This window comes from Halanaerobium praevalens DSM 2228, assembly GCF_000165465.1.
GTDB classification, from domain to species: domain Bacteria; phylum Bacillota; class Halanaerobiia; order Halanaerobiales; family Halanaerobiaceae; genus Halanaerobium; species Halanaerobium praevalens.
Map to the genome: position 1 here is coordinate 1,004,524 of NC_017455.1, position 16,949 is coordinate 1,021,472.

Annotated in this window: 18 protein-coding genes; all 18 read left to right on the forward strand. The window is 29.7% G+C overall.

What is annotated here, in order from left to right; genetic code table 11:
• Positions 1–6: 6 nt before the first annotated feature.
• The 18 genes from HPRAE_RS04680 (at position 7) to HPRAE_RS04765 (ending at position 16,940) form a co-directional block, all read left to right on the forward strand.
• A complete protein-coding gene (locus HPRAE_RS04680) occupies positions 7–1,311 on the forward strand; it encodes a pyrimidine-nucleoside phosphorylase (protein ID WP_014553092.1) in 1,305 nt (434 codons plus the stop codon).
• A 21-nt stretch (positions 1,312–1,332) separates the two neighbouring features.
• Positions 1,333–2,661: a nicotinate phosphoribosyltransferase gene (locus tag HPRAE_RS04685; protein WP_014553093.1), complete on the forward strand. Its 1,329-nt coding sequence runs from the start codon at positions 1,333–1,335 to the stop codon at positions 2,659–2,661.
• 67 nt (positions 2,662–2,728) lie between these two features.
• Positions 2,729–4,345: a tRNA nucleotidyltransferase/poly(A) polymerase family protein gene (locus tag HPRAE_RS04690; protein ID WP_014553094.1), complete on the forward strand. Its 1,617-nt coding sequence runs from the start codon at positions 2,729–2,731 to the stop codon at positions 4,343–4,345.
• Between the two features lie 27 nt (positions 4,346–4,372).
• Entirely contained in the window at positions 4,373–5,014 is a 642-nt protein-coding gene (locus HPRAE_RS04695) for a site-2 protease family protein (protein ID WP_014553095.1), read from the forward strand.
• Positions 5,015–5,031: 17 nt separating this feature from the next.
• Positions 5,032–5,760 carry a segregation and condensation protein A gene (locus HPRAE_RS04700; RefSeq protein WP_014553096.1) on the forward strand — a complete coding sequence of 243 codons (729 nt, stop codon included), beginning with the start codon at positions 5,032–5,034 and terminating at the stop codon, positions 5,758–5,760.
• 4 nt (positions 5,761–5,764) lie between these two features.
• On the forward strand, positions 5,765–6,421 hold the full coding sequence (scpB, locus tag HPRAE_RS04705; RefSeq protein WP_014553097.1) for an SMC-Scp complex subunit ScpB: 657 nt from the start codon (positions 5,765–5,767) through the stop codon (positions 6,419–6,421).
• Positions 6,422–6,459: 38 nt separating this feature from the next.
• On the forward strand, positions 6,460–7,170 hold the full coding sequence (locus HPRAE_RS04710; RefSeq protein ID WP_014553098.1) for a pseudouridine synthase: 711 nt from the start codon (positions 6,460–6,462) through the stop codon (positions 7,168–7,170).
• Positions 7,171–7,320: 150 nt separating this feature from the next.
• A complete protein-coding gene (locus HPRAE_RS04715) occupies positions 7,321–7,581 on the forward strand; it encodes a stage V sporulation protein S (protein ID WP_014553099.1) in 261 nt (86 codons plus the stop codon).
• A gap of 69 nt (positions 7,582–7,650) precedes the next feature.
• Positions 7,651–11,259, forward strand: a complete 3,609-nt coding sequence (gene smc, locus HPRAE_RS04720; RefSeq protein ID WP_041606925.1) for a chromosome segregation protein SMC — start codon at positions 7,651–7,653, stop codon at positions 11,257–11,259.
• Complete coding sequence (gene ftsY, locus HPRAE_RS04725) at positions 11,260–12,183, forward strand: signal recognition particle-docking protein FtsY (RefSeq protein ID WP_014553101.1); 924 nt, start codon at positions 11,260–11,262, stop codon at positions 12,181–12,183.
• Positions 12,184–12,208: 25 nt separating this feature from the next.
• Positions 12,209–12,697: a GNAT family N-acetyltransferase gene (locus HPRAE_RS04730; protein WP_014553102.1), complete on the forward strand. Its 489-nt coding sequence runs from the start codon at positions 12,209–12,211 to the stop codon at positions 12,695–12,697.
• Between the two features lie 72 nt (positions 12,698–12,769).
• Positions 12,770–13,123 (forward strand): YlxM family DNA-binding protein, encoded by a 354-nt coding sequence (ylxM, locus tag HPRAE_RS04735; RefSeq protein ID WP_245528292.1) that lies wholly within the window; start codon positions 12,770–12,772, stop codon positions 13,121–13,123.
• Between the two features lie 12 nt (positions 13,124–13,135).
• Positions 13,136–14,476 (forward strand): signal recognition particle protein, encoded by a 1,341-nt coding sequence (gene ffh, locus HPRAE_RS04740; protein WP_014553104.1) that lies wholly within the window; start codon positions 13,136–13,138, stop codon positions 14,474–14,476.
• An 81-nt stretch (positions 14,477–14,557) separates the two neighbouring features.
• Entirely contained in the window at positions 14,558–14,818 is a 261-nt protein-coding gene (rpsP, locus tag HPRAE_RS04745; RefSeq protein WP_014553105.1) for a 30S ribosomal protein S16, read from the forward strand.
• Between the two features lie 19 nt (positions 14,819–14,837).
• Complete coding sequence (locus HPRAE_RS04750; RefSeq protein ID WP_014553106.1) at positions 14,838–15,065, forward strand: KH domain-containing protein; 228 nt, start codon at positions 14,838–14,840, stop codon at positions 15,063–15,065.
• Positions 15,066–15,086: 21 nt separating this feature from the next.
• A complete protein-coding gene (gene rimM / locus HPRAE_RS04755; protein ID WP_014553107.1) occupies positions 15,087–15,599 on the forward strand; it encodes a ribosome maturation factor RimM in 513 nt (170 codons plus the stop codon).
• A gap of 11 nt (positions 15,600–15,610) precedes the next feature.
• Positions 15,611–16,363, forward strand: a complete 753-nt coding sequence (trmD, locus tag HPRAE_RS04760; RefSeq protein ID WP_014553108.1) for a tRNA (guanosine(37)-N1)-methyltransferase TrmD — start codon at positions 15,611–15,613, stop codon at positions 16,361–16,363.
• Positions 16,356–16,940 carry an RNA methyltransferase gene (locus tag HPRAE_RS04765; RefSeq protein WP_014553109.1) on the forward strand — a complete coding sequence of 195 codons (585 nt, stop codon included), beginning with the start codon at positions 16,356–16,358 and terminating at the stop codon, positions 16,938–16,940. Before trmD ends, HPRAE_RS04765 begins: the two co-directional genes overlap by 8 nt.
• Positions 16,941–16,949 lie beyond the last annotated feature (9 nt).

Here is a 16,949-nt window from a genome sequence, read left to right on the forward strand (position 1 = left end):
TTAATAATGCGTGCTTATGATATAATATATAAAAAAAGAGAAGGCCAAAAACTAAGCAAAGAAGAACTAGAGTTTTTAGTAAATGGTTATGTAGACTCTAAAATACCTGATTATCAAATTGCAGCTTGGGCAATGGCAGTTTATTTTCAGGGGATGGATGCTCAAGAAACTGCTAACTTAACTATGTTAATGGCAGAATCAGGTGATATGATTGATTTAAGTCCTATTTCAGGCATCAAAGTTGATAAACATAGTACAGGAGGTGTAGGTGATACTACCACCTTGATTTTAGCTCCTTTAGTAGCTTCTGCTGGTATTCCAGTTGCTAAAATGTCTGGTAGAGGTCTTGGTCATACAGGTGGAACTATAGATAAATTAGAGTCTATACCTAGTTTTAATACATCTTTAAGTAGAGATAAATTTTTTGATAATGTTAACCAGCATGGTGTAGCAGTAGTTGGCCAAACTGGTAATTTAACTCCAGCTGATAAAAAATTATATGCCTTAAGAGATGTTACAGCTACTGTTGAATCTATACCTTTAATTGCTAGTAGTATTATGAGTAAAAAATTGGCTGGTGGAGCAGATGCTATAGTTCTTGATGTGAAAACAGGTAATGGTGCTTTTATGAAAGATTTTGAAAATGCTAAAAAATTGGCAGAAGCAATGGTTGCAATTGGTAAAGAAGTTGGTCGTGATACTGCAGCTTATATTACTGATATGAATCAACCTCTTGGTCAGGCAGTTGGAAATGCTTTAGAGGTAAAAGAGGCAATTAGGACTCTGAAAGGAAAAGGACCTGCAGATTTAACAGAACTATGTGTTGAATTAGGTGCTGGTATGCTTCAATTAGCTGGTAAAGTAAGTAGTTTAGATCAAGGTAAAGAGCTTTTAAGAACTAAGCTTAAAAATGGTGAGGCTTTGGCTAAATTTGGAGAATTGATTACTGCTCAGGGCGGTAGTGCTAAAGTAATAAAAGATTTATCATTACTACCAACTGCTGAAAATAAAGTTGAAGTCAAAGCAGAAAAATCAGGCTATGTTTCTGCAATTAAAGCTTTAGATGTTGGATTAGCTGCGATGATTTTAGGTGCTGGTAGAGAAAATAAAGATTCTAAAATTGACCTAGCTGTTGGTTTAGAACTCAAGCAAAAAATAGCTGATTCTGTAGAAAAAGGAGATACTTTAGCAGTCTTACATTATAATGATTCAGCTAATTTAGAGGAAGCTAAAGCAAAATTATTAGCAGCCTTTACTATAACTAAAGAAAAAAAGAATAAAAACAAACTATTATATGAGATAATTAAATAAGTAAATTTTAGAGGTGAGTTTATGACTATTTTTAATGGTGAGCGTCTGGAAACTGAACTCTTTCAATTAGATAGAGAAAGAATGGCAGATGGTTGGTATTCAGATGTTTACTTTCGTAATATAGCTGGTATTTTAACAAAGTTATCAGAAGAAGGGTATCAGTTTGAAGAACAAGATATTGGTAATATAGAAGTAGAAATGCAAATTTTTCCTAGAAGACAACCATTTTGTATTTTAGGTGGTATTGATGAAGCCCTTTCTATTTTAAAGGTAGCTACTGGCTATAAAAATGAAGCAGGTGATTTTATTAACACCTCTTCTAATTTAGAAATTGAAGCCTGTCATGATGGAGAAAAAGCTTATTATAAAGGTAATCCTCATAATGTTGATCCAGTAATTAAAATTAGAGGTCGTTATCGTGATTTTTCCATTTTAGAAACACCTATTTTAGGATCTTTAACTGAGGCTTCAAGAATAGCTACTAATGTTTATCAAGTTATGGTAGCTGCTCGGGGTAAAGATATATTATTTTTCCCTGCTAGATTTACCCATTATAAATCCCAGGCTATGCACGGTTATGCTTATTCTTTAGGAGTTAATGCTTATAATAATGAGTATGGAACAAATACTCAACGCTTTATTTCTACTGATGAGCAGGGAGCCTGGTGGGGTGGTAAAGGTGGAGGAACTATTAGTCATTCTTATATAGCTTCCTTTTTGGGAAATACAACTGAAGCAATGCTCCAATTTTGTCGTTTAATGCCCCTTGATGTAAATCGAATTGCTTTAGTTGATTTTGATAATGATTGTGTTGGTACAAGTTTGAAAATCTTAAAAACAATGTTTGATAAATATTTAAAACTAACCAAGGCAGGTAAAAAAGAAGAGGCTAAAAAATATAAATTATTTGGTGTTAGACCTGATAACTCTTCTGATTTAAGAGATAAAAGTGTTGAGCCACTTGGAAAAAAAGAGCTAGATAATGGAGTTAATGCTCGTTTAATTTTTAATTTACGTAATACTCTTGATCAGGCCTACAAAAATTGGGATTTAAGACCAGAAGATTTAGAAGTTGCTAAAAGTTTTTGCCAAGATGTTAAAATTATTGCAACAGGTGGTTTTAAACCTGAAAAAATAGATAGATTTGAATCATCACAAGTACCAGTTGATATTTATGGAGTTGGTAGCTGGTTATTATCTAATTGCTCTTGTGAAGGTACTAAAAATGATTTTACGGCAGATGTTGTGCGAGTTAAAGTTGATGGTCAATGGATTGATTTGGCTAAAGTGGGTCGTTCAGCTGCCGAAAATGATAAACTTCAAAAAATTGATTTAAGTAAAATCAATTAAAAATTTGATTTAGATTATAATCTAGGCTGTCTCATTTGAGGCAGTCTTTTAAAGTGGTGAATATAAAATGGAAAAAAGAAAAAAATTATTAAATAAACTTTTAAATTCAAAGGCAGAAGAATACTTTAGTTTTAATAACAAAATTATTAAAGTTAATAATTTGATAGAATCTGATTTTAAGAAATTAGGTCAAAAAACTAAAAATCAGATTGAAGCTGACTATTTGATCATTGAAAATGAGGTCTATTTTAATAAGCAAAGTTCTAGTCTGGCCCAGTCTAAGCTCAATTTTTTACACAAAGTAAAAGCTGGAGAACATCACTTGACTGCTCATAATACTTTATTATATAAAAATTTGAGTCTAGATTTAAATAAGGCTCTAGATTTATTAGAAAAATATAAAAAGAACAAACATCAACAGGCTTCATTTTTACATTATGATTCAGATTTATTAGATTATTTACCTCAACAAAGAAGAAAATTACTTTTAAAATTAGCTAAAGAGGCCTCTTTATTGGGCTATAATCTTTATTTAGTTGGAGGGCAGGTTAGAGATCTTTTGATTAATATTCCCCTAAATAAAGATTTAGATATTTTACTTGAAGGAGATTTAAAAAAGTTTTTTGTTCATTTAGAAAATAAATATGGTTATCAATATGATTATAATAATAAATTTTCGACTGGCTTTTTGCATAATCAATATGGTTTTTCAATTGATATAGCTAGTTGTAGAGAAGAAAAATATCATTTTCCTGGTTCTCTGCCTCTAGTAGAAAAAGCAGATTTATTTTCTGACCTTTTTAGGCGTGATTTTACAATTAATACTCTAGTTATTGATTTAAATCCTGGCAGAAGTGGCATTTTATATGATTTTTTTGGTGCACTAAATGATTTAAAAAATGGTATTTTAAAAGTGATGCATGATTATAGTTTTAGAGATGACCCTTTAAGAATTTTAAGAGGTATTCGTTTTCAAATTTTAAAAGATTTTAAATTAAGTTCTAAAACTATAGAAATTAGTCAACGCTCATTAAGAAATTATGATTATCATAAATTAGCTATAGAAAGAGTTTTTACCGAACTTTCTTATTTATTTAAATCTAAACAAGATTTGTCTCAATTTGCTTCAGTTTTGTTAAAAGAAATTCCTGTGCTTAAACTAATTAAAAGTGATTTTGAGTTTAGCAGCAGCCAAAAGTCTAATTTTTTGCGAGCTGAAAAATTACTGGCTCAAAGTCGAGAAAATTCTTTGGGAGTAAATCATTTTCTTGTCAGACTAATGATTTTGTTCTATAATAGTAAAGAAAGCTTAATTAAGTCTTGGCCTCTTTCTACTTTGGAAAAAAAGATATTTGTGAATAAAATTTGGGAAAATATTGATTTTTCAATTTTTGAAATTAAAGATCCTGCTTTAAAATATAGACGATTAGAATTTTTTAAAAAAGAAGAGTTGATTATGTTTGCTTCTTTAAATTTTGAGTCAGATTATATAGAAGAGATATTTAAGCATTTAAAAAGGAGAGAGACACTTAAAATTCCTATTTCAGGACATGATCTGCTAGATCTTGGTGTCAAACAAGGTCCTGAAATAAAAAAATACTTATTAGAAGTTAGAGATCAAATTTTACGTCATCAAATAGAAAATAGAGAAGAAGCCTTAACTTATTTGAAGAAAATATTATAAAGTTAACTGCTTTTAAGAGGTGAAAAAATGAATACAATTTATCAATTATTATTATTAGTTCCGATTTTACTACTTTCTTTATCTTTACATGAATTTATGCATGGTTATATTTCTCATAAATTAGGAGACCCAACTCCAAAAGCTCAGGGAAGACTAACTTTAAATCCTTTAGCTCATCTAGATCTCATGGGTAGTTTAGTTTTAATTATAACTAGACGTTTTGGTTGGGCTAAACCAGTTCCTATTAATCCTAATTATTATAAGAATCCTAGAAAAGGAATGATGTTAGTTAGTTTGGCAGGACCAGGAGCCAATTTTTTTCTAGCAGCATTATTTGCCTTAATAGCTCGTTTAGTGGTTTTTTCTAGTTCTGCTAATCTTTATCAATTACAAATGGCAGGTTATTCCAGTTTAGTTGAAACTTTTTTTGCTTTTTTTCAATTGGCAATTATTATCAATCTTAGTTTAGCTTTTTTTAACTTATTACCAGTTCCTCCCTTAGATGGCTCTAAAATTTTGATGGGAATTTTACCACCAAAGTTTGATCATTACATTAGAAAATTAGAAGGTCCCTATGGCATGATATTATTAATATTGTTAGCCTATACAGGTGTTTTGTGGGGTATTATTGGACCTCTTGTAAACACCATGTATAAAATATTACTCTAGGGAAAAGAGGATAATTTATGGATTATAAATTGGTTTTAGATGATTTTGAAGGACCACTTGAACTTTTATATCAATTAGTTAAAAAAAATGAAATTAATATTAGTGAAGTTTCTTTAGCTCAAATAACTGATCAATATCTTAAACATTTAGAACAAATGCGAGAATTTGATCTTGATTTAGCAAGTGAATTTTTAATTATAGCAGCTGAGTTAATTGAGATTAAAATTAAAGCTTTATTACCTAAAAAAGAAGTAGAAGCAGAACCAGAAAGTGAACATGAATTAATTACTAGATTAAGAGAATATGAACTATTTAAAAATATTGCCCAAATGTTAAAAAAATGGGAAGAAGAAGCTGGGAGCCGTTATCAAGTTGAAGTTGATATTGAAGAACTAATGCCTGAGATGCTTCAAATTGATTTAGAAATTTCAGCTCTAAAATTACATGAGTTAGTAATAAAAGCTTTAACTTCTGAGAAAGAAGAAAAAACTGAAATTATAAGAAATCCTAAATTAGAGTATCTTAAAGAAGAAAAATTTAATATTAGGAATAAAATTAGAGATATTTTGCAAGATATTAGAGAAGTAAATCATAAAATTTCTTTTTTTGAGTTAATTAAAGAAAAAGATAATCAATTAGAAATTGTAGTTAGTTTACTTGCATTATTAGAGTTAATGAAAAGAAAAAAAGTAAAAGTAATTCAAGAAAATAATTTTTCCGAAATTATGGTGCGAAAAGAAAGGTGATCTAATGAGCAATGATAAAGTAAGTTATCTTAATAATAAAAGACGTGAAAAAGAACAACAAATGCTAGAAGAATTAGGTTTTGAAGATTTAAAAGCTCAGGATATCGCCCTAGTTGAAGCTCTAATTTTTAGTAGTAAAAAAAATCTTCCTTTGAATGTAATTAAAGAAATAACTAATTTTTCGGCCGAAAAATTAGAAAGGATTCTAATTTATCTAGAACAAAAATATCAAGGAGCTGAATTTGGAGTTCAACTAAAAGAGTATAATAGTAGTTATTTATTTCAAACTAAAAAAGAATTTGCCCCCCAAATAGAAAAACTATTTGATATAACAAAAGTTTCTTCTCTTTCTACTGCTGCTTTGGAGACTTTAGCAATAATTGCTTATCGTCAACCAGTTACTCGCTCAGAAATTGAAGAAATACGAGGTGTTAGCGTAGAAAGAACTCTAGCCACTTTAAGCAAATATGAATTAATAGAAGAACTTGGTAGAAAAGAGAGTATTGGTAATCCAATTATTTATGGAACTACAGACCAATTTTTAGAATATCTTGATTTAGAAGACTTAAGTCAATTACCAGAAATTGAAAGAGTTGAAAAACTATTTGCAGAAGAAATTGAAGAAGCTGCAGCTGAAGCTAAGTCAGCAGCAGAAAAATAAAATTATTTTGATTTAAAATTTGAATTTGAGGTGAAAAAATGGAAAGATTACAAAAAGTTATGGCTCATGCTGGAGTTGCTTCACGCAGAAAATCAGAAGAAATAATTGCTGAAGGTAGAGTTAAAGTAAATGGTCAAGTAATTACTGAAATGGGATATAAAATTGATCCAGCACAGGCTGAAGTTATGGTTGATGGTCAAGTTATTAGTGAAGAAAAAAAAGTATATATTTTATTAAATAAACCTGAAGGATATATTACAACAGTTTCTGATCCAGAAAATAGGCCAACAGTTATGGATTTAATTCCCGATTTAAACCAAAGGTTATATCCCGCAGGGAGACTTGATTTTGATAGCTCAGGACTTTTAATTATGACTAATGATGGGGATTTAACCTATAAATTAACTCACCCTAAAAAAGAGGTAGATAAAAAATATAGAGTCTTAATTCAAGGTAAATTGGAAGAAGAAGATTTTGAAAAATTTGAAGCTGGAATGGTGATTGATGGTCAAGAAACAGCACCAGCAGAAATATCAAATGTAGATTATAAAGGTGAGCAAACAGAATTTGATATAGTAATTCATGAAGGTCGGAACAGACAGGTTAGAAGGATGGCAAAAATTGCTGGTTTTTCTGTTATTTCATTAAAAAGAATTGGTTTTGCCTTTTTAACCTTAACTGGAGTAGAAGAAGGAAAATTTAGATATTTAACAGAAGCAGAAGTTGAAAATTTAAAAAAACTAGCTTAATTTGACTAATAAAGAAGGAAAAAGTAATTTAACCAAGAAATAAATAAGTAGCTGTTTAAATATTCTCAAGATTATACTTATAATCCTGAAAATTATCCACCTATCAAAAATAAACTAGTACTTATTATTAAGGGGGCAGTGAAATAATTTATGGAAGAATTAAAAGTTTCATCAAAATCTGATCCAAAAGCTGTTGCTGGAGCTTTAGCAGCAGTTTTAAGAGAGGAAAAAAAGGTTGAATTACAGGCAGTAGGAGCTGGAGCAGTTAATCAAACTATTAAAGCTATTGCGATTTCTAGGGGTTATGTTGCTCCTAATGGTATGGATTTAATCATGATACCAGCATTTACTGAAATTGAAATTAACGGAGAAGAAAGAACAGCTATTAAATTTTTAGTAGAACCCAGATAAACTAAGCTTTTTGAAGCCTATCCGTGAGGGTAGGTTTTTAAATGTAATAAGGACTAATTTGTGAGGTTGGTGGTTAATATTTTTTTAAAAAAAATAAGACTCAAAGGATTTAAATCTTTTGCTAATAAAACTGATATAGAGATTGAGGAAAATATAACTGCTATTGTTGGCCCAAATGGCAGTGGTAAGAGTAATATAGTAGATGCTATCCGCTGGGTATTAGGAGAACAAAGTGCTAAGAATTTAAGAGGAAGTAGAATGGCAGATATTATATTTTCTGGAAGTGAGACTTTAAAAGCTAAAAAAAAGGCAAGTGTAACTTTATTTTTTGATAATACAAATGGAGAACTCCCAGTAGAGGGCAAAGAACTAACCCTAGGTCGTCAAGTTAGTGATGATGGGCGTAGCAATTATTTAATTAATGGAGCTTCTTGTCGTTTAAAAGATATAGAAATGCTTTTAATGGACAGTGGTCTCGGTAGTGATGGTTATTCAATTGTTGGTCAGGGAAGAATTGATTCAATTATAAAATCCAAACCTGATAAAATGCGTTTATTTTTTGAAGAAGCTGCTGGAATTATGAAACATAAATCACGCAAAGAAGAAGCTGAAAAAAGATTAGAAAATACTAATACAGATCTAAGTAGAATTCAGGATTTAGTAGAAGAACTAGAAAAAAGACATGATCCTTTAGCTAAAGCAGCTGCTAAAGCAAAAAAATATAAAAAGCATAAAAGTAAATTATCAGATTTAGAAATAAGTCTGTTAAATAAACAATGGCAAAAAAAGCAAGCAGAATTTAAGAAATTAACTAAAAAAAGAGAAAAAATGCAAAAAAAATTGAAAGAAAAAGAAAGTAATTATAATAGTATTTCTTATCAGCTTGCTAATTTTAAAGATAAATTAAAATCTTTAAAAAGCAAAAAAGAACTAGTAAGTAATGATTATTTTCAAAACCAAAATAAAATTAATGAAATTAATAATAATTTAAATGTAATGGAAGAAAGAAAAAATAATTACATAAAAAATAAATCTAAATTAAAAAATAGAATTTCTCAACTTAAATCAGAGCTTGATGCCAAAAAAGAGGAATTTAAAAAAGCAAAGTCTAATTTTAAATTAATTGATTCTGATCAAAAAACAATAGCAGAAAAGATTAATGATTTAGAGCACAAAATTGAGATAAAAAAAGAAAATAGATTATCATTTAGGAATAAAATAGAAAGCATAAATAATAAAATAAAAAATAAAAAAGAAAAAATACAAACTCTTAATTCAAATTTAGAAAGATTAAAAGAAAGAATAGATATTTCAAAGAATAGACTGCAAGAAATATCTACAGATCAAAATCAGTTTAAAAATAAACTGCAGTTGGAAAAAGATAAACTAAAACAGATTAATTTAGAGTTAACTGCAAATAAAAAAGAAATAAAAGAACAAGAAACTGCTTTAAGAAATTTAAATAAAAAAATAACAAAAGAAAATAAAAGCTTAGAAGCAGGTAAAGCAGAGCTTTTAAAAACTAAAGAAGATTACCAGCACTACAATTCAAGGCTGCAATTAATGCAGGAAATGCAGGAAAGTTATGAAGGGTATTATAATGGTGTGCGTAATATTTTAGAAAAAAGAAAAGAATTTAGTGGGCTAATAGATGTAGTAGCAGAAATTGTATCTGTTAAATCAGAATATGAAACAGCTATTGAAACAGCTTTAGGTGCGAAAATGCAGAATATTATAGTAGAAGATGATCAGACTGCTAGATCAGCTGTAAATTATTTAAAAAATAATAAAAAAGGAAGAGCTACTTTTTTACCTTTAAATATGGTTAAAGGTTCACGTTTAAGAAAAAATTATTTAAAAAAACTAGAAAAAGAAGCAGGTTTTATTGGTTTAGCAGTTGATCTTGTTGATTTTCCTAAACGTTTAGAAAAAATATTTAACTTTTTATTAGGTAAAATAGTGATTACTGATAATTTAAAAAATGCTGTTCAAATTGCTAAAAATATTAAACGTAATTTTAAGATTGTTACTAAAAAAGGTGATGTAGTTTATCCTGGGGGAGCAATTTCTGGTGGTAGTAGTGCTAGTAATAGTAGAGATTTAATCGGAAGAGATAGAAAGATTAAAGAATTAGAAGAAAAAAGATCAAAATTACAAGCAAAAGGTAAATCGCTTTTAGAAAAACTAGAAAAAGATAAAAAAGAAATTGATCAGAAAAAAAATAAATTAGAACTTGCAAAATCTAATTTACAGAGTTTGAAAATGGATGAAAATAATATTTTGAATCAAAAAAATCAGATTCAAACAAAAATAAAAGAATTAAGCACAGCTCAAGATTCAAGTCAGAATGATTTCGCTAAATTAAATAACAATCTCAAAGATAATAAAAAATCAATGCAAGCAAAGTTAAGAGAAATAGAAAATTTAAAAAATGAAATTCAAAATTTAGAGTCAGAAATTGAAGCTTTAGAGAAGAAATTAAATAAGAAAAAAAATGAATTAAATAATCTAGAGCCTAGATTAAAAGAGCTAGAATTAAATGCTGCTCGAATTTCAGAAAAAAGGAATAATGCCCAAGAACAAGTATTAGAAAAAGAAAAAATAGTAACTGCTAAAACTAAAGAAATTCGGGCAAAGCAAGCAGAAATTGAAACTATTAATAATGATTTAGAAAAAATAGCTAAGCGAAAATTGAAGTTAAAAGAAAAACAAAATGATTTAGAACAAGCAGCAGAGAAATTAGAAATTAGTAAGAAAAATTTAACTAAAAAAGTTAAAGAGTTAGAAAAAGAAGTAGAAATTAAAGAAAAGCAAGCAAAAAAATTACAAGATAAATTAAATCAAACTAAGGATACTTTTCATCAGCTTGACTTAAAGTATAATAAGTTAGATGATCAATTAGAAAATATTAAATCTATATTAATGACAGACTATAGTTTAAAGCCAGCAGAAATTAATCTAGATTCCTTAATGGAAATAAAAGATGAAAATGAAGCTGAAGTTGAAAAAGAAATTAAAGATTTAAAAAAGAAAATAAAAAAGCTACATCCTGTAAATGAATCAGCAGTAGAAGAGTTTGCAAAATTAACTGAAAGACTTGATTATTTAAAAGAACAGCAAACAGATTTAAATCAAGCTCGCAATTCAATTGAATTAGTTATTTCTGATATTGAAGAATCAATGAAAAAAATGTTTGCTAATACTTTCTATCAAGTTAAAGAAGAGTTTGCTAAAGTTTTTAAAGCTTTATTTCAGGGCGGAAAAGCTCAACTAAAGTTAACTGATTCTGAAAACATGTTAACTACAGGGGTTGAAATTCAGGCTCAACCCCCAGGCAAAAGTCTTAAAAGCTTATCACTATTATCAGGTGGAGAAAGGGCTTTAACAGCAATAGCTTTAATTTTTGCTTTTATTCAGGTTAAACCGAGTCCTTTTTATGTTTTAGATGAGATTGATGCTCCTTTAGATGATGTTAATATTGTTCGCTTTGCTAGCTTTATTAAAAAATATGCAAAAGTGGCTCAGTTTATTATTATAACTCATCGTCGTTATATGATGACAGAGGTTGATTCTTTATATGGAGTTACAATGGAAAAATCAGGTGTTTCCAGTCTTGTTTCTTTAAAATTAGATCAAGCAGAAAGTTTTAATGATAATTATATTAAGGAGGCTTTATAAATGGGTTTTTTACAAAAATTAAAAGCAGGGTTAAAAAAGACAAAAGCAGGTTTTGTTGATAAGGTAACAAATATTTTCACTGGAAGATCTAATATTGATGATCAATTATTTGAAGAATTAGAGGAAGTTTTAATCCAGGCAGATGTTGGGGTGAAAACTACTTTTACTTTAATTGATAAATTAAAAGAAGATGTTGATAATGAAGAAGTTACTGAACCAGAAGAGTTAATGTCTTATTTCCAAAAAGAATTAAAAGAATTACTACAAAATGATGAAGGTGATTTTAATTTTAATAATGAATTAAATATAATAATGATGGTTGGGGTGAATGGAGCTGGTAAAACAACTACTATTGCCAAACTTGCTGGTCGTTATAAAAAAGAGGGCAAAAAAGTAATGTTAGCTGCAGGTGATACATTTAGAGCTGGAGCAATTGAACAATTACAGATTTGGGGAGATAGATTAGGAGTAAATGTTATTTCTCAACAAGAAGGTTCTGATGCAGCAGCAGTAGCTTATGATGCTATTCAATCGGCAAAGGCAAAAGATGTAGATCTTTTAATTGTTGATACAGCTGGCCGACTACATACTCAAACAAATTTAATGAAAGAGTTAAAGAAAGTAAAAAGAGTAATTGAGAGAGAAGCAGAAGCAATTGGGGCTGGAGTAGAGGTGCTTTTAGTTTTAGATGCTACAACTGGTCAAAATGCAATTTCACAAGCAAAATTATTTAATCAAGCAGTAAATGTAGATGGAGTTGCTTTAACTAAATTGGACGGAACTGCTAAAGGTGGAATTGTAATTACAGTAAAAAATGAATTAGATATCCCAATTAAATTAATTGGGGTTGGAGAAGCAGCAGAGGATTTACAAAATTTTGATCCTGAGCAATTTATAGAAGCACTATTTAGTCAAGATGAATAAAAATAGAATTTGGAGGAGATTTGAAATGAAAGATAATAAATCTAAGTTTAAGATCAGATTTGCTAAAGAAGAAGATAGTCAGCTAATTTTAAAATTCATTAAAGAACTAGCAGATTACGAAAAATTATTAGATCAAGTTGAAGCAACTACAGAGAAAATAAAGGAGTCTATTTTTGAAAAAAAGCAGGCTGAAGTTCTAATAGCAGAAGTAGATAAAAAAGCTGTTGGTTTTGCCTTGTTTTTTCATAATTATTCTACTTTTTTAGGTTGGGCTAATCTCTATTTAGAAGATTTATATGTGATTCCAGAAGCAAGAGGTCAAGGTTATGGAAAAAAACTATTTAAAAAATTAGCTGAAATAGCAGTTGATAGAGGCTGTAAAAGGCTAGACTGGTGGTGTCTAGATTGGAACCAGTCCTCTATTGATTTTTATAAAAGTATTGGTGCTAAAGCAATGGATGAGTGGACTGTTTATAGATTAGAAGATCAGGCACTAAAAAAAATGGCTAAGTAAATCAATTTTGACTTGACAAAAGCTCTAAAATATCATATACTATCATCTGTGTTAAGTAAATTAACTTTACAGGTGATTATTTTGTTAAAGAAAACAATTAAAATAACAATGTTATTTGATTTTTATGGCTCACTCTTAACAGATAAACAGCAAGAAATTATTAAAAGCTACTTTTTCAATGATTTATCCCTTTCAGAAATTGGAGCTAATATAGGTATTAGTCGGCAGGGAGTCTATGATCATTTACATCGAAGCGAAGCAAGTTTAAAAGATTATGAAGCTAAATTAGGGCTTTTAAAAAAATATAATAGAATTCGAGCTAAAATTAATGATTTAGAAAAAATAATGACTGATAAAGGAATTTTAATTGAAGATAAAAATGAAGATTTAAGAAAAAAGATGGAATCGATTAAATCGATCCTCTAAAGGAGGAATATTATGATTTTTTCCAGTCTAGCTGAAAAATTACAGGATACTTTTAATAAATTAAAAGGAAAAGGTAAACTGTCTGAAAAAGATGTTAAGGCTGCTTTAAAAGAAGTTAAAATGGCTCTTTTAGAAGCAGATGTAAATTATAAAGTTGTTAAAGATTTTATTAAAAAAATTGAAGAAAGAGCTGTCGGGAATGAAGTTATGGAAAGTTTGACTCCTGGACAGCATGTAATTAAAATTGTAAATGAAGAAATGCAAGCTTTAATGGGCGGTAGTAAAGAAGATATTGCTATTTCGTCTGAACCACCAACAATTATTATGATGGTTGGTTTACAGGGATCTGGTAAAACTACAAGTGCTGGTAAGCTGGCCCGCAAACTAGATAAAGATGGTAAAAATCCACTTTTAGTTGCAGGAGATGTTTATAGACCTGCTGCCATTAGACAGTTACAGGTTTTAGGAGAAAGATTAGATCTGCCAGTTTTTTCAATGGGAGATGATAGTAATCCAGTTGATATTGCCAAAGGAAGTATTAATTATGCTTCTTCTCATAATTGCGATACTATTATTCTTGATACAGCAGGACGCCTGCATATTGATCAAGAAATGATGGAAGAGCTGGAATCAATTAAAGCTGCTGTAGATCCAGATGAAATCTTGTTAGTTGTCGATGCAATGACAGGTCAAGATGCAGTAAATGTAGCTAAAAACTTTGATCAACGACTTGATGTTGATGGAATAGTTTTAACCAAAATGGATGGTGATGCTCGTGGTGGTGCTGCTTTATCAATTAAAGCTATTACAGGTAAACCAATTAAATTTGCTGGTACAGGTGAAAAACTAGCAGATTTAGAAACTTTTCACCCTGATCGAATGTCTTCACGAATTTTAGGAATGGGAGATGTTTTAAGCTTAATTGAAAAAGCTGAACAAAGTATTGATCAGGAAAAAGCTAAAAAGCTTGAAGAAAAATTACGAAAAAATGAATTTACTTTAGAAGATTTTATGGAACAGATGGAACAGGTTAGAAATATGGGTCCAATGGATGAAATCTTAGGCATGATTCCTGGTTTAGGTGGAGCAAAACAATTGAAAAATATGCAGGTTGATGATAAGCATCTTGATTATATAGAAGCTATTATTTCCTCAATGACTCCAGAAGAAAGAAGAGACCCAGAAGTAATAAATGGTTCTCGCAGGAAAAGAATTGCTCAAGGTAGTGGAACTAGTATTCAAGAAGTTAATCGTCTTTTAAAACAGTTTAGACAAACTAAAAAAATGATGAAACAATTAAACAGTGGTAAAATGAAAAAAGGTGGAGGATTTAATCTACCATTTTTCAATTAAAATAAAAGTAATTTATCGGGTTAATTTATATCCGTTATAGTTTTTGTATTTAGGCTAGAAATGAAGGGAGGTGTTTGATAGATGGTTAAGATTCGTTTAAAAAGAATGGGAAGTAAGCGTAATGCATCATACAGAGTTATTGTTTCTGATTCCAAGAGAGCTCCTCAAGGATACTTTGTTGAAGAATTAGGTTTTTATGACCCTACAACCGAACCAGAAACATATAATATTGATGAAGAAAAAGCACTTAAATGGTTAAATAATGGTGCTAAACCTTCTGACACAGTTAAGACTTTATTAAAAAAGTCAGGTGTTATGGCTAAGTACCACGGTAATGAGTAATTAGAGGGAGGTTTTCTCCATGGAAAAACTGATAAAATTTATTGCCGAATCTATTGTAGACAATCCTTCTGAAGTTACAGTTAATAAAATTGAAAAAAATAATTCTCTAACTGTAGAACTTTCTGTTGCAGATGAAGATATGGGTAAAGTAATTGGTAAAAGAGGCCGAATTGCAAAAGCAATTAGAACTGTTGTTAATGCTGCAGCAGCTAAAGAAGGAACAACAGTTAAGGTTGATATTAAATAAATTTTCAGGCTGGTGAAATAATTGAGTGATAATTATTTAGAAATTGGAATCATTACTCGTTTTCAGGGGAATAAAGGTGAAGTTCGTGTCAAAGCGACAACTGATATTCCAGAACGTTTTTTTGATTTAGAGAGTGTTTATCTAAAAAGACGAGATAATTTAAAAGAACTGGAAATTGATTATATTCGCTTTCAAAAGCAGTTTGTAATAATTAAGTTTTTCTCTATTAACTCGATTGATGAAGCAGAAGAACTTAAAAATTACCAGGTCTTAATTGATGAGTCTGAAAAATATTTACTTCCAGAAGATAACTTTTATGTTAGTGATTTAATAGAAAGTGAAGTTTATTTAAAAACTGGAGAATATCTTGGTAAATTAGTTGATGTTATCTCAAACACAGGAACTGATATTTTTTTGATTGCAGGTCAAAAAAAAGAATATATGATACCTGCTAGTCATGAAATGATTATAGAAATTAAAGTTGAAGCTAAAAAAATTATTGTTGATCCAATTCCAGGAATTTTAGATCTTTAGGAGCTGAATTTATGTTTTTTGATATTTTAACTCTTTTTCCCGAAATGTTTGTAGGACCTTTTAGTGAAAGTATTTTAAAAAGGGCTAGAAAAAAAGACTTAATTGATATTAGAACAATTAATATTCGTGATTTTGCTACAGATAAACACCATAAAACAGATGAGCCACCATATGGTGGTGGAGCTGGTATGGTAATGAAAGCAGAACCGATCTTTAAGGCCTGGCAGGATACTCAAAATAAAAGAGAAGTCAAAACAAAAACAATTTTAATGAGTCCACAGGGAGAAGAACTAAATCAAAAAATCGTTAAAGATCTGAGCCAAGAAAAAGGTTTAACAATAATTTGCGGCCGTTATGAAGGTGTAGACGAAAGAGTGAGAGAAACTATTGTTGACCAGGAACTTTCTATTGGTGATTATGTTTTAACTGGTGGAGAACTGCCAGCAATGGTACTCGTTGACTCAATTTCTAGACTTTTAACTGGTGTTTTAGGAGCTGAGGATTCTTCTAAAAAAGATTCATTTTATAATGGACTTTTAGAACATCCTCATTATACTAGACCACGAGAATTTAAAGGCCTAAAAGTTCCTTCAGTTTTAGTTAGTGGTAATCATCAATTAATTGAGCGCTGGCGTAAAAAAGAATCTTTAAAAAGAACTTTTCTAAGAAGAAAAGATTTGCTGGAAAATAAAGAACTTAGTAATTTAGAACAGGAATTACTTAAAGAAATAAAGCTGGAACTAAAGGGTGAAGTTAATGAGTAAAATTGAGGCAGATATCTATTTGGGTTTAGTCCATAATCCCATTTATAACAAATTGGGCGAAGTTATAACAACAACTGTAACTAATTATGATTTACATGATATCTCAAGGGCTGCAAAGACTTATGATGTCAAAAAATATTATATAATCAATAATTTAAAATCACAGCAGGAATTAGTAGCTAGAGTTAGAGATTACTGGACTGGTGGTCGTGGTGCAGATTATGTTTATAATCGTCATCAGGCTTTTTCTGTTCTCGAAATTGCTTCTGAATTAGAAGAAGTTAAAGCAAAAATAAAGGCAGAAACAGGTCAAGAACCTCTTTTAATAGCTACAGATGCTCGTGAATACCCTAATACTATCTCTTATAAAAATATGAGGCAAGAATTAGAGAAAATTGATCGTCCTTTTTTAATTATTTATGGTACAGGTTATGGGTTAACAGAAGAGATAATTGCTGATTGTGATTATATACTTTATCCTATTTGGGGTAGAGGAGATTTTAATCATCTTTCAGTTAGAAGTGCTGCTTCAATAATTATGGATCGTTTATTAGCTGACCCCTGGTGGGAAGCCTAAAATTTAAAG

What these genes read in the sequence shown, in the direction of transcription:
- HPRAE_RS04680 (WP_014553092.1), top strand. Translation starts at nt 7, where the DNA reads ATGCGTGCTTATGATATAATATATAAAAAAAGAGAAGGCCAAAAACTA.
- HPRAE_RS04685 (WP_014553093.1), top strand. Translation starts at nt 1,333, where the DNA reads ATGACTATTTTTAATGGTGAGCGTCTGGAAACTGAACTCTTTCAATTA.
- HPRAE_RS04690 (WP_014553094.1), top strand. Translation starts at nt 2,729, where the DNA reads ATGGAAAAAAGAAAAAAATTATTAAATAAACTTTTAAATTCAAAGGCA.
- HPRAE_RS04695 (WP_014553095.1), top strand. Translation starts at nt 4,373, where the DNA reads ATGAATACAATTTATCAATTATTATTATTAGTTCCGATTTTACTACTT.
- HPRAE_RS04700 (WP_014553096.1), top strand. Translation starts at nt 5,032, where the DNA reads ATGGATTATAAATTGGTTTTAGATGATTTTGAAGGACCACTTGAACTT.
- scpB (WP_014553097.1), top strand. Translation starts at nt 5,765, where the DNA reads ATGAGCAATGATAAAGTAAGTTATCTTAATAATAAAAGACGTGAAAAA.
- HPRAE_RS04710 (WP_014553098.1), top strand. Translation starts at nt 6,460, where the DNA reads ATGGAAAGATTACAAAAAGTTATGGCTCATGCTGGAGTTGCTTCACGC.
- HPRAE_RS04715 (WP_014553099.1), top strand. Translation starts at nt 7,321, where the DNA reads ATGGAAGAATTAAAAGTTTCATCAAAATCTGATCCAAAAGCTGTTGCT.
- ftsY (WP_014553101.1), top strand. Translation starts at nt 11,260, where the DNA reads ATGGGTTTTTTACAAAAATTAAAAGCAGGGTTAAAAAAGACAAAAGCA.
- HPRAE_RS04730 (WP_014553102.1), top strand. Translation starts at nt 12,209, where the DNA reads ATGAAAGATAATAAATCTAAGTTTAAGATCAGATTTGCTAAAGAAGAA.
- ffh (WP_014553104.1), top strand. Translation starts at nt 13,136, where the DNA reads ATGATTTTTTCCAGTCTAGCTGAAAAATTACAGGATACTTTTAATAAA.
- rpsP (WP_014553105.1), top strand. Translation starts at nt 14,558, where the DNA reads ATGGTTAAGATTCGTTTAAAAAGAATGGGAAGTAAGCGTAATGCATCA.
- HPRAE_RS04750 (WP_014553106.1), top strand. Translation starts at nt 14,838, where the DNA reads ATGGAAAAACTGATAAAATTTATTGCCGAATCTATTGTAGACAATCCT.
- trmD (WP_014553108.1), top strand. Translation starts at nt 15,611, where the DNA reads ATGTTTTTTGATATTTTAACTCTTTTTCCCGAAATGTTTGTAGGACCT.
- HPRAE_RS04765 (WP_014553109.1), top strand. Translation starts at nt 16,356, where the DNA reads ATGAGTAAAATTGAGGCAGATATCTATTTGGGTTTAGTCCATAATCCC.